The sequence below is a fragment of the Clostridium tertium genome (genome assembly GCF_017873245.1).
Taxonomy (GTDB): domain Bacteria; phylum Bacillota; class Clostridia; order Clostridiales; family Clostridiaceae; genus Clostridium; species Clostridium tertium.
In genome coordinates this window covers 1-23,971 of record NZ_JAGGJY010000021.1, presented here as the reverse complement: position 1 = coordinate 23,971, position 23,971 = coordinate 1, and the positions used below count along the sequence as shown (strand labels likewise).

Genomic DNA, 23,971 nt, shown 5'->3' with positions numbered 1-23,971 from the left:
CCTTTAATATGTTCTAAGTAATAACCACTCGGCTATTTCCCTTAATATATTTTTGTATTCATTATTAGGAAGCATATCTATTCCTTTAAAGCATTTTTTCATATATTTTTCAGCTAATTCTTTTGCCATTTTTATTCCATTATTTTCTTTTACTAAGTTTACTATATTCCTTACTTCATCTTCCGTATAAAAGTCTTTTCCAAGAACATCATCAAATGCTGATTTATTATTTTTATATGCATAAATTAATGGGATAGTATATATTCCTTGCTTCAAGTCATTTGCCGCAGACTTTTTAATACTATTATCATTTCCTTCATAATCTAAAATATCATCTATTATTTGAAAAGCCATACCTAAATTATGTCCTATTTTTCCAAGTTCCTTACTAACCTTATCATCTGCATTACATTCAGCTGCTCCTAAATATAATGAAATTGAAAACAATTCTGCAGTTTTTCCTGAAATTCTATTTAAATAATCTTTTACTGATAGTTTCATAGAAAACCTAGAATTTAGCTGATTTACTTCACCCATACAAATTTTTGACATTGCTCTCGAATCTACTTTTATAGCTTGCAATGAAGCACTTGTAGCCAAAATTTTAAAACATACACAGAAAAGATAATCCCCTATGTATACAGCATAATCCTTTCCATATTTAGATTGGATAGTTTCTCTACCTCTTCTAAGTTTAGAATCATCTATTACATCATCATGTACCAGCGTTGCCATATGTAGCATTTCAATCACAGCTGCAGTTGGAATAGATTTTTCTGTATCATTGGTCCCAAATTTTGATCCTATTAAAACAAAAGCAGGTCTTAACAACTTACCACCTGACTCTATTAATTCTATTATGGAGTTTTCGATTTTCTTGTCCTTGCATTTAACATTCTTTTTCATTAAATCCAATACATCAACAAGTTCTCGTTTTATCTCAGGATAATTATTCCAAATATTGTCCATTACAATCCACCTTCTTAGTGATAGTCTAAGTCATAGCCTTAGTATCTTTACCTATTAATATAGTTCAATCAATGATCTACATAATAAATAATAATATTAATAGTTACTTAAGTAAAATATCGAATTTAAATCATATATTGATTGAATTTTATATAAGTTTATAAATACTAACCTTATTTAAACATAATCAATTTATGATAAATTTTGTTAAATAAAAACCTTAATTATAATTTCTATATGTTTTTCTTATTTATATCCTAAAATCAAGAATATATTATTAAACTTAACCTAGATAATTCTATTCAGTACTATCTAAACATTGGTAATCTTCTTAAATGTGCTACAATATAATTTGCAGCTATTCCAATAAAAATTCCTGTGACTATTCCTACAGTTGATAAAATAGGCAAATATAACATAACTCCTATATTTTTTACTATTAGGGATGCAATTATTAATTGTCCTACATTATGAAATATTGCTCCTGCGGAACTTACACCTATAATACTAACTTTATCCTTAAATAAGTCCTTTACGATACTCATTGCACCAAAGCTTAAGATTCCTCCAGCCGTACTATACATAAATGATGATAAGTTTCCTCCAAACATAGTGCTTAATGAAAGTCTTAAAAATAGTACTAAAAAAGCATCTTTTCTACTATCTAAAGTATATAAAGCAATAACAGTAATTAAATTTGCTAATCCTAACTTAGCACCAGGTGTTACAAATGGTACTGGGATCATTCGCTCAATAATATGTAAAACTAAGGCTTGAGCTACTAATAATCCTATATATACAATTTTATTAGTCTTTTTCATAGCTCCTCCTTAATGTGATAGTATAATATCATCATCTATCTTCCCTTTAATTTCTATCATAACTCTATGTGGAAGACAAACTAAGCTTTGCCCTGGCTTCTCTATGTATTCAGGATTCATACAAACCTTATCAGGACAATCTGCTTCAATTATACCAATTTTATTATCTTTTACTTTTATAATATTAAACCCATCTTTAGTCTTTACTTCAATACTCTCTTCTCCCTTATGTTCAGATAAAGGTATAGTCTTATATATTTTTCCTGCAATTGTTATTTCCGCATATGTATTATTATATCCCTTTCCTATTGAGGCTCCTAAAATAATTTCTGGAAGAAATGATAAAACCATTAACACTGCTATTATAACAAAATCTAATTTTTTAAACATAAATTAATCATCTCCATTATAATATAATTGGATGAATTTGTAATATAGTTTTATATGTTATAAGGTAGAGTATGAAACTCTACCTTATAATATTATTTTAGTATTATAATACTTTACTACACTTATTTCTATACATTTTTATACATTGGTTGTTTTTTACCGTGCCAGAAATTATCTGCTAATCTCGTAATCCATGGCATTATATAATAATCTAATCCAAATGTTCTACCTGCACCACTCATTAATGCAATTGAACCAAAGAAGAACCAAAGTATATCCCAACCAGCCATAGCACATAAAACGAAGTTTACTACCATACCAGCTGAAACAGCACTAAATATGAATGTGAATAATCCTGCTATTAAACATAATCCCATTCCTATTTCCATTAATACAACAATTCTTTGGAACCATACAGCAACTTCTGGGTTTGGCATCATTACTTGCATTATTGCTGCGTACCAACCTGGAACTTCCTTAAGAATTGGTGTTGCAAATTCCGCTGCTGTTTCTGTACTTGCTGATGCACCTGAAGTAGCTTGTTGTAACCATTCAAATGGCATCTTAATATTTCCAGCTTTAGTCCAGCTATCAGCACCTATAGTTATATTCTTAAAGAAATCGCCTATGCTATCAGCTTTCCACATAGATTCCCATGTACTTTCACCTAATAATTTCTTTAATCCTTCAATTAACCATAAGCATCCTATATATAATCTTAAAGGTACTAACCATAATCTATTTGCTTTAGATGATAAATGACCTCTCATCACTGATCTTCTATCTTCCATAGTAAAGAATTCATGTTGTAAATAACTGTATATTGCATGTACATCATTTACATCAAATAAGTAGTGTATGTTAACTAAATGTTTCATTATCATTGCAAAAAATCCTGATAATTTAAGTCCCATTAAGTTTGCAACACAATATCTACCGCCAATTGAAACCATAAATCCATGATATTTTCCTTGGAATTTTTGCATTTCTTTATTTTCAATTGATGCAACTATATTTTTAACAACTGTATCTGCTGTTTGAACTGCAGCTTCAACTATTTGAGGAGTTCCTTTTCCAGCTTCTTCCTCAAAATAAGCCATATCTCCAACTACGAATACATCTTTCTTTCCAACAGCTTGCATAAATTCATTTGTTTGTAATCTTCCTGCTCTTGCTGTATCTAATCCATATTCTTTAGCATCTTGATTTGCTTGTATTCCACAAGTCCAAATTAATGTTCTTGTATTTATCTCTTCACCACTCTTAAGTACTATCTTATTTTCAGTAACTTCAACTATTGGTGAATTCTTTAATATTTCCATTCCATGTTTAACCATGTATTTCTCTGCTTTATCTGCTTGTTTTCTATCTAACATATTTAAGATAGTTCCCATAGCTTCAACAACTTTTAAAGTTACTTCACTTTCATCAACATTATATTCTCTTGCTAATCTAGTCTTCCACTCTAAAAGCTCTCCAGCCATTTCTATTCCAGTAAACCCAGAACCAGCTACTATAAATGTAAGCATTTCTTTTCTCTTAGCAGCGTTTCTTTCTAGACTTGCTTTAGCAAACATATCTTGTATATGCTTTCTTATTTTTAATGCATCTTCAAATGACCATAAAGTAAATCCATTTTCTTTTACTCCTGGAACGCCAAAGAATGCTGGTTCACTACCTGTACCTATTACTAAGTAATCATATGAATATTCTCCATATGTAGTCTTTACCACCTTATTATCTGTATCAACTTTTTCTATAAAGTCTGTAACTACATTAACCTTTGATTTACCAAAAATTTTGCATAATTCTACTTGAACTGATTCAGGGTGAACTCTTCCCCCTGCAACTTCATGTAATTCTGTCATTAAAGTATGATATGGATTTCTATCTATTAATGTTATTTCCACATCATTGTTTTTCTTATACTTCTTTGCTAGTTTTTTAGCAGTACGAACACCACCATATCCAGCACCAAGAACAAGTATCTTATTTTTTGACATGTTACACCCATCCCTTCATTTAAATAATTCTAAAATAGCATATTTAATTCTATACACTATTTTATAATATGTCTATATAGTACAAATTATTTTTTTGTGGTTTTTTTAACAATTTTTTTCACATGAATAAACGTTTTTTGAGGGTTAATCCCTTTAAATACAATACTTTGACTTGATTGTATATTTTTTAACACTATCATTTATACTTATATACTATAAGAAAATCGAATATCAAAGATGTATTTTTTTGTGTATAATTATCTAGTAATTGAAACAATTCAATGGAAAATTTAAATAATTTTGAGGGGGATTTTTTTATGAAATCTAAAAGAGTTATAAGCTTATTAGCAGTTGCTGCATTAGCTACTACTATATTTGTAGGATGTGGAAACAAAGAAGAAGCTAAGAAGTCTGGATTAAAAGACGGAACATATACTGAAAAATCTGAAAAAGATGAAAGAGGATATGAAGCATCTATCGAAATAGAAGTTAAAGATGGAAAAATCGCTGCGGTTAAATATGACGAAGTTGGCGAAAAAGGAAGCAAAAAAGATGATGCTGACTACAACGCTAAAATGAAAGAAGCTAAGGGTACTAACCCATCAGAAGCTTTCCCTAAATTAGAAGAATCTTTAGTTGAAAAGCAAGATGTTGCTTCAGTTGATGTAGTAACTGGTGCTACTAGCTCAAGTGATTCTTTCAAAACTTTAGCAGAAAAAGCTTTAGGAAAAGCTAAATAATCTCTTTAATATTAGGCTTTAGGTTTTTTACCTAAAGTCTTTTGTTATTTCTACAATTTTTACTTATAATAGATAGTGATATATTATTTAGGAGGAAGATCTATGAAGAAAAAATATTTAAATTATTTCACTATATCCATCCTGTTAATTTTTTCTCTTACAATTTTATCCGGTTGTTCAAAAGATAACAAAGTTACTGAACCCCTCTCTAAAACTGAACTTCTAATGGGAACAGTAGTCACTGTAACTCTTTACGATAGCAATGATGAAGGTATATTAGATAAAGTATTTACCAAAGTCAAGGAACTAGAATCTACTTTAAGTATTAATGAAAATGGTACCTTAGTAGATAAAATAAATGAATCCGCAGGAATTGAACCAGTAAAAGTAGATTATGATACATATACAGTAATAAAGAAAGGATTGGAGTATGCTAAGCTTTCCAATGGTCTATTTGATATTTCAGTTGGCCCAATAGTTAAACTTTGGAATATTGGTCTTCCTGAAGCTAAAGTTCCAACTCAAGAAGAAATAGACTCAAGAATTCCATTAGTAGGATATTCTGATGTTGAACTTAATGACGAAGAAAATACTGTATTCTTAAAAAGACAAGGAATGATGATAGATCTTGGTGGTGTAGCAAAAGGATATACTGCCGATGTTATTTCAGATATCCTTACTGAAGAAGGGGTTAAAAGCGCTATAATAGATTTAGGTGGAAATATCTTCGCTCATGGATTAAAAGTTGATGGCAGCACTTGGAGAATAGGAATACAAAATCCATTTTCTGATCGTGGAGATATAATCGGCACAATCACTGTAAAAAATAAATCAATAGTAACTTCAGGTATATATGAAAGATATATTGAAAAAGATGGAATCAAATATCATCATATATTAAGTCCTAAAACTGGCTATCCTTATGAAAATGAAATAGCTGGAATAACTATAATAAGTGATAAATCATCAGATGGTGATGCTTTATCAACTTCTGTATTTGCTATGGGTGTTGAGGAAGGTATGAAATTTGTTAATACACAAGAAGGCATAGATGCAATTTTTGTTACTAAAGATAATAAAATTTACATAACAGATGGAATAAGAGATATATTTAAATTAACAAATACAGATTTCACTTTATCAAACTAAGTAAAAAAGGGTTAAGATATTTTTCTTAACTCTTTTTTACTTAATTTTAATGCCAAAGACACACCTAAAAATCCCGATATAAGTTTTACTAATATATATATTAGTGTTATATCTTTTGCCTCTATTACTACATACCCCAATTGTCCGCCAAATACATATGCACCAGCTACTGAAAAAGCTGAACATACTAGCTTTCCTCTATCATCTAACTCATCAAAATTAGTAAACACAATTACAGCTGAGGCTAAACTACCAATTAAAGCACCTACTGATGCTGAATTTATATTTAATACCTTTTCTAACATAGCAATTTTATTTTTAAATACTACTTTTATTATCTCTAACATTACATTAGCTCCTGCTAAGAAAATAGCTATTTTCCCGACTATTGTTAATGTTTCTTCCAATGAAAGTAAATTTTTAATAATAACTACTCCTGTTATTGAAGTAAAGCCTTGTACCCCTAAACCAATTAAGCCTAATATCATTATAAATTTAGCCAAATATTTAAAACAAATTATCATTTTGTTTGGTTTTTTATATAAACCTATTACTATAAATATTGAAATTATAACTATAGGCATAAGATTAATGAGTATAAGAGATAATTTTATTTTCAGTAAAATTCCTCCAACCAATAATCCTATTGGTAAAACAACTATTCCACATAAAATCCCTTTACATAATATATCTATATTTTTTTCTTTTACTATTCCTAATGCTAAAGGTAAAGTAAAACTTATAGTACATCCTAATATCGATGATATTAATATTCCTGAAAAATATATTATCCCTTGATCTGTTGATATAGATTGTACAATTTTATATCCACCCATATCTACTGCAATAAAGGATGATACTATTATAGTTGGATCTACAAGGATATTTTTAAATATTGTTAAAATATATTTAATGATTAAATCAGAAATTATCGGTGTTATAGACAATATCCCTATCATAGATAAAGCTAGCGAACCCATACTTTTAATCCCACTTTCTATCCCCTTTGATAATCCGTACTTTCCTCCAAATATATAATCTATTACACCAACTAAAAAAAATATTCCTATACTATAAAGCATTATCTTCTCCATATTTTGCTCTCCTTAATAAAAATTGACTATATAAATGTATTATTATATCATTTTTTAAATCAATTCATATTTTCTCTTTTATACATTAAACTAAATTAATTTTATCAAAATTTATAATAGCAAAAAAGCCTCTTATAATATTATAAGAAGCTTTTTTTGCTATTACTTAATCAGTCAAATTAAAAATCGCATCCGCATGATGTCTTGTCTGGAAATGGTTTTGGAGGTTGATTTCCGATATTTTCAGGTTTTCCTATACATTTTCCGTTATAAGATGAGGTTTCTAATTCGGAATATTTTATTACTATATTATCTTTATAAATCTTTAACATATACTTTGTATTTGGACATAAAGGTCCTAATAAAAATTGTCCGTGACAATCTGTAAAAGTATGAGTTAGTGGATAAGGATATCTACATCCATCAACGATTTGTAATAATTTCACAACTGCATCTACTACAGGCATTCTATTACAATCCAAAACTGTTCCAAATATAACTGATCTCTTTTCCTCAGGTAATCTAACTATTGCCTCTATTTGTTCATTACATCCTGTCTTTAATTCGCATGATGTTATTCTTCCGCTCATAACTTTGCCTCCTAAGTTTGAATTTAAATTTAAATTTTGTATAATATAATCTATTCCATTATTTATAAAATGTTCTTTACGTTAGACTAGTTTTAATAAAAAAAGACTAGTTTTAATAATCTATACTTTCTTTACATCCGTATATCTTATTTATAACTAGTCTTATATATTAAAATTTTATTATGGTTGTTTTTAGCCTATTATTCCTTTGCTTCTAATTGAACATCAAAAGTTTTATTTTCTCCATTTCTAACTACTTCTACTTTAACTATATCTCCTTCTTTTTTAGTATCCCTAATAGCCCTTAACTCATCAAATGTTTTAATTCTTTCTCCATCGAATTTTACTATTATGTCTCCGCCCTTTAATCCTGCTTTTTCAGCTGGTGAGAACTCTGATACCTCAACTATATATAATCCTTCTTGCATATCATATTGCTTTGCTAACTTTTCATCTACTTCTCTTATTGATACCCCTAAATTTAATATAGGCTTAGATAATGCATCTATTCTATCTTTAACTTCATTTATTGGAATTGAAAATCCTATTCCTTCAGCTCCACCTGACATTTTTAATGTATTTATACCAACTACTTCTCCCTTAGTATTTATAAGAGGTCCTCCACTATTCCCAGGGTTAATTGCAGCATCTGTTTGTATTAAGTTTAATTTAACACCTGTACTTGTTTCTACAGTTCTATTAACAGCACTTACAAGTCCTCCTGTTACAGTTTGATTAAAGTCTTTAGAAAGTGGTGTTCCTATCGCTAAAACTTCTTCTCCTGGTTTTAATGCATCTGAGTCTCCAAGTTGTACTACTGCAGGAACTTTAACGTTATTATCACTTAATTTTAGCATTGCTATATCTTGATTTTGGTCATAATTCACTACCTTTGCCTTTACATCTCTACCATCTGATAGAGTAACAACTACTTCCTTTGCACCTTCTATAACATGATAGTTTGTTAATATATATCCTTCTTCGTTTATTATAAATCCAGAACCCATTCCATCTACTTGTTGAGGTATTATTCCACTATAATCAGTTACTCCATTCGCTGATACTATAACCACTGCTGGAGCAACCTTCTCAAAAGCTTCACTAGCTGTTAATGCCCCTTCAACAGTCTCAAAAGTTTGTGGATTTGGAGTTATTGCAGTAGCTCGCTGTTTTGTATTAGCACCTCTCATTGCATAATATATACTTCCACCACCTAGTGCTCCTCCTAGAAGACCTGCTATAAGAGCAATTGCTATAATTTTAAATCCACCATTTTTTTTCTTCTTCTTATTGTAATTATTCATATTATCTTGATTTGAATCAAATTTATTATTTCTTTCTAATATCTTATCTTCATCGATAAAATCTTCATTTATATTATCTGTCAGTGTAGAATTTAAATTATCGTCTCCAATATTATTAACATCCTCATAATTTTCTACATCATATATATTATCATCACTCATCACAAAATTCCTCCTAGATATTATATTAATAATTCCTTTTACAGATATTAATATACCCTTTTTCTGTGACAATTATATGACATGTATATGGCAATTATATGACACGTGATTATAATTTAATTCTTACTTGCCTTTTTTTCTAGTCTTTCAATTTCATTAGCCTGTTTAATCACTTGTCTTATTCCTGTTATAACAGTATCAGGATCATACATTGATATTATATTACTCTCTGAACTTATATTATATACTTTAGTCAAATTTGAATCTCCAAGTGAAGCTAATTGCTCTTGTCCGCTTTTTGCTATTAAATAATATGGTTTTCCATTAAATACACCATCTGTTTGACTACTATTTTCACCACTGCTTATGTTTTTTATCTCATTATACACTGCACTAGTATAACTACTTTTTGTTCTATGTACTTTAAATTCATGTAAATTATTTTCGTCCAATTTATTTTCAAATTCATCTGTATCACATGCTATACCAAGCTTATCTAACAATGTTGTAAATCCTACTGAAGATCCTAGCCCCTCTATCTTTCTTCTTACTTTTTCCATTGTAAGACTCTTTTTAAATGCGCTACTATTTATGGTATCTTCAATTAATGGATTTACTAATACTATTCCTGCTACCAAATCTGGATACTCTTTAGCAAACTCAGTTAAAACTAAACTTCCATATTCCTCTCCAACTAATATATAAGGAGCTGGTACAGCAGCTTTTCTAAGTAATATTCTTAAATCTTCTGCTTGTTCCTTTGGCGTCCTTATTGATCCACTATCACTATATCCATATCCTCTTCTATTATAGACAAACGTTGTTATATCATCATATTCTGATGTCAATTTATCTGTTATTGAATTCCACTGATTTAAATTAGCTCCAATATTTCCATCAAATACAATAGTATATTTACCTTCTCCATCAGTTCTATAATCTAACCTTTTATCATCTACCCTAGCATAATCTACTCTTTGCTTTAAGGTTTCCTTTGCTATAAAATTACTTACTCTTTGATATATAAAACCTAAAATAATCACTATTAATATTGCTAATAATACATTTTTTATTATATCCTTTGGTTTCATCTTATTTTTCATATTTACTTTGTAGACTCCATTTGAATGTGGTAAAAGCTTCACGTTAACCCATCCCCCTTATATATCATAGCTTCAAATTGGGTTTCGCATTTATATTTAATGGTGATTCTATTCCCTTAATAAAGTTAAAGTATGCTGCGCTTCCTATCATTGCCGCATTATCTGTACACAGTATTAGCGAAGGGAATAATACATCTATTCCTTCCTTAGATGCAGCTTTAATAAGTGATTCTCTAAGAGCTGAATTTGATGCTACCCCACCAGCTATTGCAATCTTATTAACCTGAGTTTTTTTACATGTTTTCAAAACATTTTGCTTTAACACATCTATAACTGCCTTCTGAAAAGATGCTGCTACATCCGCTCTATTTATTTCTATGCCTTGCATCTTACATTTATTTATATAATTTAATACAGCTGATTTAACCCCACTAAAAGAAAAATCTAATGTATCATCATGAAAATTAGCCTTAGGAAAATCTATAGCATTTTCATTTCCTTCCTTAGCTAGTTTATCTATTTTAGGTCCACCAGGATATCCTAAGCCTAATGCTCTTGCAACCTTATCATATGCTTCTCCTGCTGCATCATCCCTTGTTTGCCCTATAACATCATACACTCCATAATCTTTAACATGAACTATGAAAGTATGTCCTCCTGAAACTACTAAAGATACAAATGGTGGTTTTAAATCCTTATGTTCTATATAATTTGCACAAATATGACCTTCGATATGATTTACCCCTACTAAGGGTTTCTTAGAAGAATATGAAAGACCTTTCGCATACTGTAGTCCAACTAATAATGCTCCTACCAACCCTGGACCATAAGTAACTCCAATAGCATCTATATCATCTAATTTTACTCCAGCCTCTTCTAACGCTTCCATTACAACACCATTAACTACTTCAATATGCATTCTTGATGCAACTTCAGGTACTACTCCACCATACTTTTTGTGAGTATCTATTTGTGAAGCTATTATATTTGATAACACTTCTCTTCCATCTTTAACTACAGCTGCTGATGTTTCATCACAACTTGATTCTATTGACAATATTAACTTGCTTTCCATTTCTACTACCTCTTAATCTAACTATATTTATCTTAAAAATTCTAAAAGTATAATTCTTTTTCATTTTCTTGTTAAATCTATCTTATTATTGTATATTAAAATAAAGCTTATAGCTTATCATTATCACTGTTTATTATATAATGAATGACAAAATTATTCATTATTTTTTATTAGAATTAATGGATTTTTAAGGATATATTAATATTATTTAAAGGAGTTTACATAATGAATTCTTATGCAAAAGTAATTGTACCAGGATCCCCCATATCTAAATCTAATTTTAAACTACATAATAAGGATGGTAGGGCGATTCTTCCCTATAATACTGGAAAGTCACACGATAGATATGCACTTTACGAAGAAGAAATTGCTTACTATGCTAGATTACAAAATCCAGATGTTATACTAGATGAATCCCTTATAGCAGTTCTTAAAGTTTATTATAAAAGCGAAAAAAGACATCCTGATACTGCAAATATAACTAAAAGTATTTTTGATGGGATCGAAAAAAGTGGCCTTATTGTTAATGATGCCCAAATAACTAGAATTATTACAGAAGAATTTTACGATAAAGAAAATCCTAGATTTGAACTAGAATTCTATGGAGAAAGTCAATATGAAATTTCTTATTCTATTTTACCTAAAGAAGAACATTCCATCAAAAAGCTCTACTCCCCTATTAGAAAAGCTAATGGCATACAGCCTAAAAAAAATAAAACTGAAAATAAATTAGATACTAGTGATAATATTACAATGATATGTGAATTCTGTAATAAAAAAATTACTGATACAAATTTAATCACAGCAAATGGTGGTAAAACATTAATTTGTAGGTCTTGCTTTAATAAACTATTTTAGAAAGGAGTTTTAAATTGCTAAAAAATTCTTTTGTATTTATTGGGGACAGCTTAACTTATGGATATGGTGTGAATAAAAGCAATAACTGGGTAGAAAGATTAAAGCCATCTATATCCTTAGATATAATAAATAAAGGCATAAATGGAAACACAACAACAGATATGTTAAATAGATTTACGGAAGATGTTATTTCATATTACCCAAATAAAATTTTTATAATGGGAGGAACCAACGATTTTCTTTCAAATAGATCTCTAAACTCTGTTTTAGATAATTTAGAATTAATGCTAAAAGAAGCCTTGACCATAACAAAAGATATTATCATAGGAATTCCGCCAATAATAATAAAAGAAGATGCTTATAGACTTTTTATGCCATCTTCTACCTATAATTATTGTGAAGAACAACTCTCATTATTAAGACACTCTATAATTAAACTTTGTGATAAATATAAAATTAATTATGTTGATTTTTACAGTTTAACATTTAAATTTTCATCCAATAATATTTTTACTGATGGTATTCATTTAAATAATAATGGTCAATCTCTATTATTTAATGAATTCAAACAATTACTAAAAAATATGGATAATATGCTTTAATGCATACTATCCATATTTCTAATACATATATTTTTGTATATAATCAGCTACTATTTTCCCAACATGAGCGCCATTTGCTCCACTATTGAAAATATCTTTATCTCTACTTAATATAGTTCCACAAGCAAATATTCCATTAACCGAAGTTTCATAGTTGTTTACTATAAGAGTATTGTAACCTTTTAATAATATATTGGTCTTTCTTACAAAAGATATTTCTGGACAATATCCAACTGTTAATATTAAAGAATCACAACTTATATTACTTACGCTTTCATCTTCTATACTTTTAATATCTATACTTTCTATTCTCTCGTTACCATATAGCTCAACTACATGATGATTTCTTATTATATTCATATCAAATCCATTAATAAATTGACTACTCTTCTCATCTAAAAATCCATTCTTAGAATTATCTATAATAGCTTTTACTCTAGCACCTTCTATTAATAACCTTCTTGCAAGAATTAAAGACCAATCATTATTTCCAATAATTACAACCTCTTTTCCCGGAAGAAATCCTTGAAGATTAACTAGTCTGTGTGCTGAAACTAAAGTAAATATACCTGTATATTTATGAATTGGCATATTTATGTTTCCTGTAAACTTCTCCCTACATCCAGATGCTAATATTACAGCTTTAGCTTCAATCTCCTGAATCCCCTCTTGAGGATTTACATATGAAACCACCTTATTCTTAGTTACTTCTAAGACTTCAGTATTTAATTTATACACTCCACCTAGTGCTTTAAAATCTTTAATAAGTTGACTTCCAAGCTCTGGTCCTGTTATGTCCTTACCTAAATAATATCTTCCAAATCCATTATGTATGAATAAGTTTAAATTTCCACCTAAATCATTATTTCTTTCTAAAATTAAAACTTTTTTAATTCCATTTTTCAGAGCAGAAACTCCAGCTGAAAGTCCAGATGCTCCCCCTCCAACTATAATTAAATCATATTGAAGCATATATAACCTCCATAAATGTTAAATAAAACATATATATTATAACATATCGTATTCATCTTACACTATTTCTTGTAAAATTATCTCTAATATTGAAATTTATTTTTGTACTGGATGTAAAAATTAAAAAATCTAAATTGCTTTATAAAAACTACTATACTATAATTTAAGTATTGTAAACTTAATAGTACAGATTTTTAAGTATTATTCCCATAAGTGTTATAGTACTTTATATATTTGAGGTGATATATTGGACAAACTTATTGAAAAACTAAGAAACAAATTTACACAGGTACTTAACTTTGATGGTTTTATGAGAATAATATTATTCTTAATTCCACTTATAGCCATTGTATTTAAAAGCATAATATTTCAAGGTTTCGTAGTTAACCAAGATCCTTATTCCCTAAACTTAAGTCTTGGATATAACTCTGCAAAATCATTTATTAATTATTATTATGCCTTTACTTTAATTTTTATCAGCTTTTCCTTACTATTTAAAGGAAAAGGAAGGGTTATATATCTATTTATTATAGATATACTAATAACTTTATTAATATTATTAGACTTAGGATACTTTAGAGGATTCCTAACAATGCCATCTGCATTATTGTTAACTCAAACTGCTAATTTAGATAATATGGGTGGTACTATATCTTCAATGTTTAGTAATAAGGATTTCTTACTATTTATTGATTTTATAATACTAGGAATATTTGCTTTCTTTACTAGAAAGTCATACACAAGAGTTAAAAGGAGAGCCCCTATTACATTTATAGTTATACTATTATCAAGTATTATATATATAGGATATGTACCTTTTAATTTATACGTATTAAAGAATGAAGATGTGAAAAATGGATATATATTCTCAAATTATGATCCAACAAATACAGCTAGATATTTTTCACCTGTAGGCTATCATATTTTTGATTTATATAATGTTTATAAAGATTCAATGCCTTATGATTTAACTACTGAGGAAAAGTCCCAAATCGATGAATTCTTTAGTAAAAAAGAAGATTTACCTAATAATCAATATGCTGGAATATTTGAAGGCAAAAACTTACTAGTTATACAAGTTGAATCATTAGAAAGCTTTATATTAGGAAAAGAAATAAATAATCAAAAAATTACTCCTGTAATGGATGAATTAATAAAAACAGGACTATATTTCCCTAATATTTATGAACAGGTAAATGAAGGTACAAGCTCCGATTCTGACTTAATGATTAATACATCAATGTTTCCATTAAGAAGAGGAAGTACATTCTTTAGATATCCTTCTACTAAATATAATTCATTACCTCTTCTACTAGAAGAAAAGAATTATGATACAATAGCAATTCATCCTGATAAAGGTTCTTTCTGGAACTACGTAAATGGATTAACAGGAATAGGATTTAACAAATTTGTTGATTACTATTCATTCAATATAGACGAAGAAATAGGTCTTGGCTTATCAGATGAAAGTTATTTTAGACAAGTTGTACCAATGCTTAAAAACTTAGAAGATCCATTTTATGCATTTACAGTCACTTTAACTAATCATGGACCTTTTGATTTACCAAAGGAAAAGAGAGTGTTAAATTTAGACCCAGAATTAGATAAAAATGAACTTGGTGGATACTTTGAAAGTGTTAAGTATACAGACGCACAAATTGGAAAGTTCCTTGAATTATTAGATAAGGAAGGAATTCTTGATAATACCGTTGTAGTTATTGAAGGCGACCATACAGGTGTCCATAAATATTATAATAGCTCAATAGAAAAACTTTCTAATAAGGAAGATTGGTATCTAGATAATGGTCATCACACAATACCATTTATAATTTGGTCAAAGGATATGAAAGAGCCAAAGACTTTTGATACTATCGGTGGGCAAGTTGATATCATGCCATCATTATTATATCTTATGGGAGTACCAAATGATAAATATATAAATACTGCATTAGGTAGAAACTTACTAAATACAAATAAATCATTTGCAGTCCTTACAAACCTTGATGTAATCGGTGAAGGCTTAACAGATGAAGAAAAGGAACTATATAAGAATGTAGTTGAACTTTCAGATAAAATGATAAGAAGCAACTACCTAAATAATTGATAATTAAGAATGGATAATTTATAATTGTGTAAAAAACTCCATTAGTGGAGTTTTTTATTATAATAAAGCTATTTAAAGTACTAAAAGTCTTATATGATTATAAATTGAAAATTAAAACCTCACATTTTTTATACAAAAAATCTCCATAAAGTTATATACTCTATGGAGATTTTTATTTCTTACATGGTATAATTACGTCATTTAAATTTATACTTTATTCGCTTTTTACACATATAAATCACATTTATTTTCCAGCTATTGATAATTCAGTAATCTTGACAGATGGACTTCCTATACTACTCATTGGGAATTTTAAGTCACTTCCTACTACCTCTATATTTTTTAATAAATCAAAGAAATTTCCTGCTACTGTTATTTGTTCAACTGGATAATCCTTTTTTCCATCCTTTATATAAAATCCTTTTGCAGCTAATGAAAAATCTCCAGTTATTGAATTTGCACCTGAATGTAATCCAGCAAACTCTGTTATTAATAACCCTTCTCCAACATCTTTTAATAACTCTTCAAAGCTTTTTTCACCTTTTTGAATATATAAATTTGTTGGTGAAACTCCTACTGGTGATGCATAAGAATTTTTAAATCCATTTCCTGTTGATTTTGTATTTCCTTTATTAGCAGTTTTTAAATTGTGAAGTAAAGTCATAAGTTTACCTTCATGGATTATATCCTTTTTCTTCGTAGCAACTCCTTCATCATCAAAAGGAACTGATGCCAAGCCATTTTCTAAATGAGGATCATCTAATAGTGTTACTTGTTTACTTGCTATTATTTCTCCTTCCTTTCCTTTTAACAAACTTAGCCCCTTTTGAACTGCATCACCACTAAATACTCCAGCAAATGTTGAAAGTATTGAAACCATAGCCTCATTATTTATTACAGCTTTATATTTACCAGATGAAACTGACTTACCACCTATTCTTGAAATAGCCTCATTAATTCCATCTTGTGCTAATTTCTTCGGATCTACATCTTCTATAGAATTAGCAGTTACATATCCCATACCATCATGCATATCTTCTCCATTTTTTATTATTGGAACTACGTATGCACTTAGTAAATTAGATTTATTTTCTAAGTTTAATCCCTTTGAATTAATTATTCCATACCTAGCTTTACTATATCCTATTCCACATCCGCCAAAGCTAGTAACTCTATTATCTAAAGTTTTTGCCTCTTTTTCCATACTCAAAGCTAAATCTATTAGCTTATCAGCCGGAAGATTTTCTAATGCTTTATAATAAGTATTTACTTCTGCATATTCTTTATCTCCTTCATATATAAATTGAATATCTTCATTTTCAATAACTAACGCACTTTCCTTTGCATTTTTAACAAGCATATTTATAGCATCATCATCTAGTATTTCTGTATATGAGTATCCTATTTTATCATTTATTTTTCCTCTAAATGATAAGCCATAAGAAGTAGTTAAATTGTACTTTTCCACTTCTTCATTATATGCATTTATACTTAAACTCTCTCTATCTACATAGTAAACTTCATATTCATTAAAACCATTATTTTTGGCTTCTTGAAATAATTTATTTATAAATATATTTAATTCCACTTTTATATTCCCCCCTTATCTTCCACCTACTGTTATTTCCTTGACTCTAATCATAGGTTGACCTACGTTAGTTGGAATACTTCCTGAAACAGAACCACACATTCCTTGTCCTTGAGCTAAGTTTTTTCCTACCATATCTATATTCATTAACACTTCGCTACCTTTACCAATAAGGCTCGCACCTCTAACAGGCTCTTGTATCTCTCCATTTTTCACTATATATCCTTCTGATACAGCAAAATTGAATTCTCCTGTCACTGGATTTACTGATCCTCCACCCATTTTCTTTGCATATAATCCATCTGATATTGATTTAATGATTTCAGTTTCATCATCATTTCCTGCTGCAATATATGTGTTTGTCATTCTTGAAGTAGGTGCATATTTATAGTTTTGTCTTCTTGAACTTCCAGTTGCCTCCATGCCCATTCTTCTTCCATTTAATTTATCAATTAAATATCCCTTTAATATACCATTCTCTATTAATACATTTTTTCTTGTTTTGTTTCCTTCATCATCAATATTTAATGATCCCCATGCATTAGGTATAGTTCCATCATCAATTGCAGTAACTTTTTTTGATGCTATTTGCTTTCCTAACATATTAGTAAATACTGAATTTCCTTTTGCTACTGCAGTTGCTTCTAGTGAGTGCCCACATGCCTCATGGAATATTACTCCACCAAATCCATTATCTATTGCTACGGTCATTTTCCCTGCTGGACAATTCTTAGCATGCAACATAGTCTGTGCAACTCTAGATGCTTCTCTTCCATAATATTCTGGATCTATATCTTTAAATAATTCAAATCCCTTATGAGCTCCTGGTCCTTCATAGCCTGTTTGGTTTTCTCCATTTGCAGATGCTACAGAGCTTATCATTAATCTTGTTCTAACTCTCTTGTCTTCTGTAAGTAGTCCTTCTGTATTAGCTATTAATATATTTTGTTCTTTATCCAAATATCCAACAGATACTTGAGTTATTTCATCACTATATTCCTTTGCAGCTTTATATCCACATTTCATTACTTCTATCTTTTTTTTGGCACTTATTGAAGATGGAATATATATAATAGGATTATTATTATATATAACCTTCTCGTTAAGCACTACACTTATATCCTCTTTTAACTCTCCAAGGGCCAATGCTGCCTTTTGTGCAGTATCTAATAGAGCATTTAAACTAGTATTATTAGTATAAGCATAAACGCTTTTTAATCCCTTAAAAATTCTTATACCTATTCCATGCATTCTTCCTGAAATGGAATTCTCTACCTTTCCATTTAAAATACTTATAGATGTATCTATTGTATCCTCTTCAAATATTTCTGCAAAATCTCCGCCTGTTATTAAACATCTAGCTAATACGCTAGATAATATATTTTTTGATAACATACTACTCATCCTCCATACTTATTTCTTTTCCATCTTTAAAGGCCTTTGCCCATGAATCCACATAACTACCACTTGCCCACTCTGCCATTATTACTTCTTCATTATTATTTAAATCAATAGTAATTAAAGGACTTCCTTTAATATCCCTATCTTCCATTTCATAAACTAACAACTTGTCATTAAATAATATTATTGCCATTCTTCCAGTAGGCGATGTATATGCATCCCTTATAAATGGAAATTTTCCTTTTAAATCTTTCCATGAAACTAATAAAGTATCATAATTTAATATCTTCTTGTTTGGATTTAAGGATATTCTATATTCTATACCATCTTCAGTATTACCTATAGATGGAATCTTACCGACTAGATTCCATTTTCCTTCAATTCTTTTTATAGTAAAATTACTGTAATCTAAATTTGCATTCAAAGATTTTCTTTTTTCTTCCGATAAAGTCTCTAATACATCATTAAAATCTTTTTTATATTTTTCTTTGGCTTCATTAGAATATATTTCTTCGATATTAATCCCATTCTTAGAATTTATATTATCAATAGGAATTGTTTGATATATAGGAAAATTATTATTAAAGTTTTCTCCTTCGTACCTTTCAATTGCAATATAATCATTGGATATGAAGTTTATATTCTTATATATATTTGCATTATTATTTTCTAATGTCTGCATTTCTGCTCTTCCATCTAGTGAATGTGCTGAAAAGTACTCAAAATGATTTTTATCATTATCTACAACTTCACTTTTAATACTCCATATTCCATTCATTCTTGGGAAGATTATATTATCTTTCTCTAATATAGGCTGTAATTCATTATCTTTAAAGGATATCCACAAAGTTTTATATGTTTCTATACTGTAACTACCATCTTCTAATTGTTCTCTTGGAGTTTTTAATCCTAACATTATACCTACATCGCTATTATAATCTTCTAATATTAACTCCGGCTTAATATCATTTTCTTGATAATCTAAATCCTTTGGATTATCATCTATTTTTTTTAGTTTTAGTAACACTCCATCATAAAATAAATAACCATTTTCATTATCTACATAAATAAATTCTCCAATAATAGTATTAGAACCAATTATTGAGATTACATCCCACTTAGAATTTTCATCTAGTATATCTCCAAGTATATCCTCAAGCTTTAAATTTAGCTCATATGATAGAACATATGTCTTATCTACAACTTTTAATTTATATTTAGGATTAGAATATGAAACATTAAATACTGAGAAATTACTATTAGAAATACTTATTAAAGAATCTTTTAAAGATAGAATCTCCTCGTTATTTTCAGACTCATCACCTAATACATTAATATTATCAATTTCCCACACACCTTTTATCTTAAGGTTATTATTATTAGGAGCTTTTATGGCTTGTGTATCTTTTCCATTTACTTTACTACAACCAATATTTAATGTAAATATACTTATAATAATTATAGCTAAAAATCTTTTTATGATATTCATATTATTCCTCCTTATTTATCGGAATAATAATCTCAATTTTTGTACCTATTCCTACCTTACTATATATATTAAATACTCCATCATGTAATTTTATTATTTCATCACAAATGGATAAACCTATTCCATTTTGGGATTTAGAATTTTTGCCTTTAAAAAATTTTTGTTTTACATGCGGCAAATCTTCCTCTAGTATTCCACAACCATCATCTTCTATTACAAATTTAATTTTATCATTAAATTTTGTAGTTGTAAAAATTATACTTCCTTCTACTTCTGTGAACTTGAATGAATTATCTAGTAGATTAATAAATACTTGCTTTAATCTATTACTATCTACGTACATATTCCCATCAGCTTCTGTTATGAATTTAAGATTTCTATCCTCTTTATTTGCTCTAGGGCACATAAAAGATTCTATATGATTTATAAATTCATTTATACTAACACTTTGTAGTTCCAATGTTACTTTTTCATTTATAAGCTTAGAAAAATCTAAAAGTTCTTCTACCATTAAAGATAATCTATCTGTTTCTTTTTCTATTATTTGAAATCCAAGCTTTAGGGTTTCTTTATCTGTCTCATCATTATTTAAGGTTATAGTCCAACCCTTTATAGCTGTTAAAGGAGTTCTTAATTCGTGAGAAACAGATGATATAAACTCATTTTTTAATTGCTCTCTTTTTGATATTTCATTTGCCATAAAATTTAGTGTATTTGATAATTGCCCTATTTCATTTTTACTATCTATGCTACTTCTAATACTTAAATTTCCGCTTCCCATTTTTTCTGCAACTTCATTCAAATACTTTATTGGATTTATTATACTATTAGCTAAAATTATACTTAAGAGTATTCCTACTATCAAAACAGCTATTGATATTCCTGAGAAAATTATCATTATATTAGTTATTACTCCATCTATGGCTTCTAAAGACGTTATAAACCTGATGACTCCTATTATATCTCCATCTATAATCAATGGATATGACACTGCCATAACTTTATTCCCATAATAATCTACTTTCCCTATCCATCTTGCAGATTCTCCTTTAAGCGCCTTCGATACATCTGGTGCATTAATTAACTTTAAATCCTTAATTCCAATAGAATCCATTAATAAACTTCCATCAGCATCAAAAATTTCAACTTGTGCATTATTTTCATTCCAAAATGTATCAACATTATCATAAATAGTCTCAACTAATGATTTCGAAGAAAAATACTTTGTATAGAAATTTATTGAAACTTGTATTCTATTTTTCAATAAATCCTCAGTATTATCATAATAATATTTTCTAACAAATATCATAAGTAAAATATTTAAAAACATTACTGTTGAGAAAATAATAATAAATATCCCTTTAAGTAATTGATTTTTTATACTTCTCATTCTTTCGATTTCCACCTATATCCTATCCCCCATATTGTCTCTATATATTTAGGTTCTGATGCATTATCCTCAATTTTTGCTCTTAATCTTCTTATATTAACATCTATTATTTTTGCATCTCCAAAATAATTTTCTCCCCAAACTAAATCTAATAACTCATCTCTTGTAAATGCCTTATTAGGATTTTCTAAAAATATTTTCATAAGTAAATACTCCTTTGGAGTTACATCTATTTCAATATTATCTTTTAAAACTTTTTGTGAGTATAAATCTATCAGAAATGGTCCTAATTCTAATTTATCTTTATCTTCATCTCCAAGCCTCCTGAGTAAAGCTTTTATTCTTAAAACAACCTCCAATGGATTAAATGGCTTTACTATATAATCATCTGCCCCATACTCTAACCCCATAATCTTATCCATATCTTGCCCCTTTGCTGTAAGCATTATTATTCCCATATCCGGAAATTCACTTCTTAATTTGTTACAAACTTTAAATCCATCTATCCCTGGCAGCATTACATCTAATACAGCTATTTTAGGATTTTCTATATTTGCAAGCTTTAATCCTTCTTCTCCCGTTGATGCTTCAATAACTTGCAAATTATTTCTTTGTAAATTTATCTTTAGAAAAGCCCTTATACTTTCTTCATCCTCTACTAATAATATTTTATTCATTTTATCACCTCTAAACATAATAATATTATTAACTCTTTTAATCTCTTATAATCTTATAAATAGAAATAAGAGACGGTTTACCGTCCCTTTTATTATTTCAATGTTCTAAACTCAAATCCTTCTAATTTTAAATAATCTATTGCACTTTGTAAATATTCCACAGTTCCCTTTTTAGCATCTGTATCATGCATTAATACAATTATAACATCTTGACTTCCAACAGTCTCTTTTAATTTGTTTAATAAATATTCCTTTGGAAAATCCCTGCCTTCAGCATCTCCATTTAATGCATTCCAATCCACTTGAAAAATCCCCTTATTTTCCAACACTCCATCTAAATGTTCTGTTCCATTCCAACTAGCATGTCCACCAGGCATTCTTATCAACCTTGTAGAAAAATCTTTTCCTAATATTTCTTTTAATATTTTATCATTTTTCTCAAAATCTTTCATAAATGAATCAACATCTACTGTTCTATTTGGATAAAGTAAATGATAATCATGGGAATAGCCATGACTTCCTATAGAATGTCCTTCTTTTGCCATTCTCTTCAGTAACTTTTCCGATTCGTTATTCTTCTCAATAGAACTACCTAATGTAAAAAATGTTGCCTTTATATCATTTGCTTTTAATATATCTAAAATTTTTTCAGTAGAATGCTCAGATGGTCCATCATCAAATGTAAGATATGCAATTTTTTTATTATCTTCTCTATAAAAATTCCACTTATACATAGTTTCTGGTAAAACCTTTGAAGCATCATCTGCATTAGGATCTTGCTCTAATGAAAGATATTCAGAATTATCTAATACATTAGTATCTACATTATTTTGATTTTCTTCAGTAAATTCATTTTCATCGTCTATATTCTCTTGATTATCACTGGAAGAGTCTGATTTATTCTGATTAGAATTATTATTGTTACTATTAGTATTATTAGTTACAGCCTCTGCTTGTGTAACATTATTTTTTCTAAGATCATTAACTGTAAATGAAATCGCAAATGTTGATATTATTAAAACAAATATAAATAATATAAACCTTTTTTTATTTTTTATTCTACTTCTACTCATTATAAAACCACTCTTTCTATTTTTATAAACAACTGCTTGTCCTATAATTCAATTATATAGAAGTTTTTTCTGCAAATCATTACAATTTGTTAACCAAAGGTTACGAAAAAGTTACATTTTTTTCTATTAATAAAATAAAAAAGAGTTTTATAACAATAGATTTAAATCTACTCTTATAAAACTCTTAAAATTTAAATGGCTCCGTGGAGAGGATTCGAACCTCCAACCTATCGGTTAACAGCCGAGTGCTCCACCATTGAGCTACCACGGAATAATTCAGAGTGTTCTCTGAAAATTGCACATGAATTAAATTCAAGCCTATTTTTTATTGGTCAAGCCCTCGACCTATTAGTATCAGTCAGCTAAATATGTTACCACACTTACACCTCTGACCTATCAACCTTGTGTTCTTCAAGG

The 23,971-nt window shown here is 28.7% G+C and carries 21 protein-coding genes, 1 tRNA gene and 1 rRNA gene; 5 read left to right on the top strand and 18 right to left on the bottom strand.

Annotated elements, in window-relative coordinates; all coding sequences use genetic code 11:
- Positions 1–3: 3 nt before the first annotated feature.
- The 4 genes from J2Z25_RS17055 to J2Z25_RS17040 form a co-directional block, all read right to left on the bottom strand.
- Positions 4–969, bottom strand: a complete 966-nt coding sequence (locus J2Z25_RS17055; protein WP_008676536.1) for a polyprenyl synthetase family protein — start codon at positions 967–969, stop codon at positions 4–6.
- Between the two features lie 308 nt (positions 970–1,277).
- Positions 1,278–1,790 carry a Gx transporter family protein gene (locus J2Z25_RS17050; RefSeq protein ID WP_209741423.1) on the bottom strand — a complete coding sequence of 171 codons (513 nt, stop codon included), beginning with the start codon at positions 1,788–1,790 and terminating at the stop codon, positions 1,278–1,280.
- Between the two features lie 9 nt (positions 1,791–1,799).
- A complete protein-coding gene (locus tag J2Z25_RS17045) occupies positions 1,800–2,180 on the bottom strand; it encodes a NusG domain II-containing protein (RefSeq protein ID WP_097034113.1) in 381 nt (126 codons plus the stop codon).
- 128 nt (positions 2,181–2,308) lie between these two features.
- Positions 2,309–4,183 carry an FAD-dependent oxidoreductase gene (locus J2Z25_RS17040; RefSeq protein WP_097034112.1) on the bottom strand — a complete coding sequence of 625 codons (1,875 nt, stop codon included), beginning with the start codon at positions 4,181–4,183 and terminating at the stop codon, positions 2,309–2,311.
- Positions 4,184–4,500: 317 nt separating this feature from the next.
- On the opposite strand from J2Z25_RS17040, the gene J2Z25_RS17035 reads away from it, so the two are divergent.
- Together J2Z25_RS17035 and J2Z25_RS17030 are read left to right on the top strand one after the other, a co-directional pair.
- Positions 4,501–4,923 (top strand): FMN-binding protein, encoded by a 423-nt coding sequence (locus tag J2Z25_RS17035; protein WP_209741422.1) that lies wholly within the window; start codon positions 4,501–4,503, stop codon positions 4,921–4,923.
- Between the two features lie 102 nt (positions 4,924–5,025).
- A complete protein-coding gene (locus J2Z25_RS17030) occupies positions 5,026–6,072 on the top strand; it encodes an FAD:protein FMN transferase (protein WP_142691571.1) in 1,047 nt (348 codons plus the stop codon).
- A gap of 11 nt (positions 6,073–6,083) precedes the next feature.
- On the opposite strand, the gene eutH is transcribed toward J2Z25_RS17030, so the two are convergent.
- The 5 genes from eutH to tsaD form a co-directional block, all read right to left on the bottom strand.
- Positions 6,084–7,166: an ethanolamine utilization protein EutH gene (gene eutH, locus J2Z25_RS17025; protein WP_209741421.1), complete on the bottom strand. Its 1,083-nt coding sequence runs from the start codon at positions 7,164–7,166 to the stop codon at positions 6,084–6,086.
- Between the two features lie 179 nt (positions 7,167–7,345).
- Entirely contained in the window at positions 7,346–7,756 is a 411-nt protein-coding gene (locus tag J2Z25_RS17020) for a hypothetical protein (protein WP_008676523.1), read from the bottom strand.
- A gap of 200 nt (positions 7,757–7,956) precedes the next feature.
- Positions 7,957–9,222: a S1C family serine protease gene (locus tag J2Z25_RS17015; protein WP_209741443.1), complete on the bottom strand. Its 1,266-nt coding sequence runs from the start codon at positions 9,220–9,222 to the stop codon at positions 7,957–7,959.
- A 116-nt stretch (positions 9,223–9,338) separates the two neighbouring features.
- On the bottom strand, positions 9,339–10,367 hold the full coding sequence (locus J2Z25_RS17010) for an alpha/beta fold hydrolase (RefSeq protein ID WP_209741420.1): 1,029 nt from the start codon (positions 10,365–10,367) through the stop codon (positions 9,339–9,341).
- A 22-nt stretch (positions 10,368–10,389) separates the two neighbouring features.
- A complete protein-coding gene (gene tsaD / locus J2Z25_RS17005) occupies positions 10,390–11,400 on the bottom strand; it encodes a tRNA (adenosine(37)-N6)-threonylcarbamoyltransferase complex transferase subunit TsaD (protein WP_209741419.1) in 1,011 nt (336 codons plus the stop codon).
- 225 nt (positions 11,401–11,625) lie between these two features.
- Between tsaD and J2Z25_RS17000 the strand changes: the two genes are divergently transcribed.
- Positions 11,626–12,258, top strand: coding sequence for a RusA family crossover junction endodeoxyribonuclease (locus tag J2Z25_RS17000; RefSeq protein ID WP_008676514.1), 633 nt, complete (start codon positions 11,626–11,628; stop codon positions 12,256–12,258).
- 14 nt (positions 12,259–12,272) lie between these two features.
- Positions 12,273–12,860 carry a GDSL-type esterase/lipase family protein gene (locus tag J2Z25_RS16995; RefSeq protein ID WP_209741418.1) on the top strand — a complete coding sequence of 196 codons (588 nt, stop codon included), beginning with the start codon at positions 12,273–12,275 and terminating at the stop codon, positions 12,858–12,860.
- A gap of 18 nt (positions 12,861–12,878) precedes the next feature.
- Here the strand turns inward: J2Z25_RS16995 and J2Z25_RS16990 are convergent, their stop codons facing one another.
- Positions 12,879–13,832 carry an NAD(P)/FAD-dependent oxidoreductase gene (locus tag J2Z25_RS16990; protein ID WP_209741417.1) on the bottom strand — a complete coding sequence of 318 codons (954 nt, stop codon included), beginning with the start codon at positions 13,830–13,832 and terminating at the stop codon, positions 12,879–12,881.
- Between the two features lie 310 nt (positions 13,833–14,142).
- On the opposite strand from J2Z25_RS16990, the gene J2Z25_RS16985 reads away from it, so the two are divergent.
- A complete protein-coding gene (locus tag J2Z25_RS16985; protein WP_245173468.1) occupies positions 14,143–15,936 on the top strand; it encodes an LTA synthase family protein in 1,794 nt (597 codons plus the stop codon).
- Positions 15,937–16,180: 244 nt separating this feature from the next.
- Here J2Z25_RS16985 and J2Z25_RS16980 read toward each other — a convergent pair whose 3' ends face one another.
- The 8 genes from J2Z25_RS16980 to J2Z25_RS16945 all read right to left on the bottom strand — a co-directional run.
- Entirely contained in the window at positions 16,181–17,524 is a 1,344-nt protein-coding gene (locus tag J2Z25_RS16980; protein ID WP_008676506.1) for a TldD/PmbA family protein, read from the bottom strand.
- A gap of 15 nt (positions 17,525–17,539) precedes the next feature.
- Entirely contained in the window at positions 17,540–18,919 is a 1,380-nt protein-coding gene (locus tag J2Z25_RS16975) for a TldD/PmbA family protein (RefSeq protein WP_209741415.1), read from the bottom strand.
- 1 nt (position 18,920) lies between these two features.
- Complete coding sequence (locus J2Z25_RS16970) at positions 18,921–20,414, bottom strand: hypothetical protein (protein WP_209741414.1); 1,494 nt, start codon at positions 20,412–20,414, stop codon at positions 18,921–18,923.
- Between the two features lies 1 nt (position 20,415).
- Entirely contained in the window at positions 20,416–21,804 is a 1,389-nt protein-coding gene (locus J2Z25_RS16965) for a sensor histidine kinase (protein ID WP_142691579.1), read from the bottom strand.
- Positions 21,801–22,481, bottom strand: coding sequence for a response regulator transcription factor (locus J2Z25_RS16960; protein ID WP_195960123.1), 681 nt, complete (start codon positions 22,479–22,481; stop codon positions 21,801–21,803). Before J2Z25_RS16960 ends, J2Z25_RS16965 begins: the two co-directional genes overlap by 4 nt.
- Positions 22,482–22,573: 92 nt before the next feature.
- Positions 22,574–23,554 carry a polysaccharide deacetylase family protein gene (locus J2Z25_RS16955; protein WP_008676501.1) on the bottom strand — a complete coding sequence of 327 codons (981 nt, stop codon included), beginning with the start codon at positions 23,552–23,554 and terminating at the stop codon, positions 22,574–22,576.
- A gap of 196 nt (positions 23,555–23,750) precedes the next feature.
- Positions 23,751–23,825, bottom strand: a tRNA-Asn gene (locus tag J2Z25_RS16950).
- 57 nt (positions 23,826–23,882) lie between these two features.
- Positions 23,883–23,971, bottom strand: a 23S ribosomal RNA gene (locus tag J2Z25_RS16945); the annotation flags it as partial.

What these genes read in the sequence shown, in the direction of transcription:
- J2Z25_RS17055 (WP_008676536.1), bottom strand. Translation starts at nt 969, where the DNA reads ATGGACAATATTTGGAATAATTATCCTGAGATAAAACGAGAACTTGTT.
- J2Z25_RS17050 (WP_209741423.1), bottom strand. Translation starts at nt 1,790, where the DNA reads ATGAAAAAGACTAATAAAATTGTATATATAGGATTATTAGTAGCTCAA.
- J2Z25_RS17045 (WP_097034113.1), bottom strand. Translation starts at nt 2,180, where the DNA reads ATGTTTAAAAAATTAGATTTTGTTATAATAGCAGTGTTAATGGTTTTA.
- J2Z25_RS17040 (WP_097034112.1), bottom strand. Translation starts at nt 4,183, where the DNA reads ATGTCAAAAAATAAGATACTTGTTCTTGGTGCTGGATATGGTGGTGTT.
- J2Z25_RS17035 (WP_209741422.1), top strand. Translation starts at nt 4,501, where the DNA reads ATGAAATCTAAAAGAGTTATAAGCTTATTAGCAGTTGCTGCATTAGCT.
- J2Z25_RS17030 (WP_142691571.1), top strand. Translation starts at nt 5,026, where the DNA reads ATGAAGAAAAAATATTTAAATTATTTCACTATATCCATCCTGTTAATT.
- eutH (WP_209741421.1), bottom strand. Translation starts at nt 7,166, where the DNA reads ATGGAGAAGATAATGCTTTATAGTATAGGAATATTTTTTTTAGTTGGT.
- J2Z25_RS17020 (WP_008676523.1), bottom strand. Translation starts at nt 7,756, where the DNA reads ATGAGCGGAAGAATAACATCATGCGAATTAAAGACAGGATGTAATGAA.
- J2Z25_RS17015 (WP_209741443.1), bottom strand. Translation starts at nt 9,222, where the DNA reads ATGAGTGATGATAATATATATGATGTAGAAAATTATGAGGATGTTAAT.
- tsaD (WP_209741419.1), bottom strand. Translation starts at nt 11,400, where the DNA reads ATGGAAAGCAAGTTAATATTGTCAATAGAATCAAGTTGTGATGAAACA.
- J2Z25_RS17000 (WP_008676514.1), top strand. Translation starts at nt 11,626, where the DNA reads ATGAATTCTTATGCAAAAGTAATTGTACCAGGATCCCCCATATCTAAA.
- J2Z25_RS16990 (WP_209741417.1), bottom strand. Translation starts at nt 13,832, where the DNA reads ATGCTTCAATATGATTTAATTATAGTTGGAGGGGGAGCATCTGGACTT.
- J2Z25_RS16985 (WP_245173468.1), top strand. Translation starts at nt 14,143, where the DNA reads ATGAGAATAATATTATTCTTAATTCCACTTATAGCCATTGTATTTAAA.
- J2Z25_RS16975 (WP_209741415.1), bottom strand. Translation starts at nt 18,919, where the DNA reads ATGTTATCAAAAAATATATTATCTAGCGTATTAGCTAGATGTTTAATA.
- J2Z25_RS16970 (WP_209741414.1), bottom strand. Translation starts at nt 20,414, where the DNA reads ATGAATATCATAAAAAGATTTTTAGCTATAATTATTATAAGTATATTT.
- J2Z25_RS16965 (WP_142691579.1), bottom strand. Translation starts at nt 21,804, where the DNA reads ATGAGAAGTATAAAAAATCAATTACTTAAAGGGATATTTATTATTATT.
- J2Z25_RS16960 (WP_195960123.1), bottom strand. Translation starts at nt 22,481, where the DNA reads ATGAATAAAATATTATTAGTAGAGGATGAAGAAAGTATAAGGGCTTTT.
- J2Z25_RS16955 (WP_008676501.1), bottom strand. Translation starts at nt 23,554, where the DNA reads ATGAGTAGAAGTAGAATAAAAAATAAAAAAAGGTTTATATTATTTATA.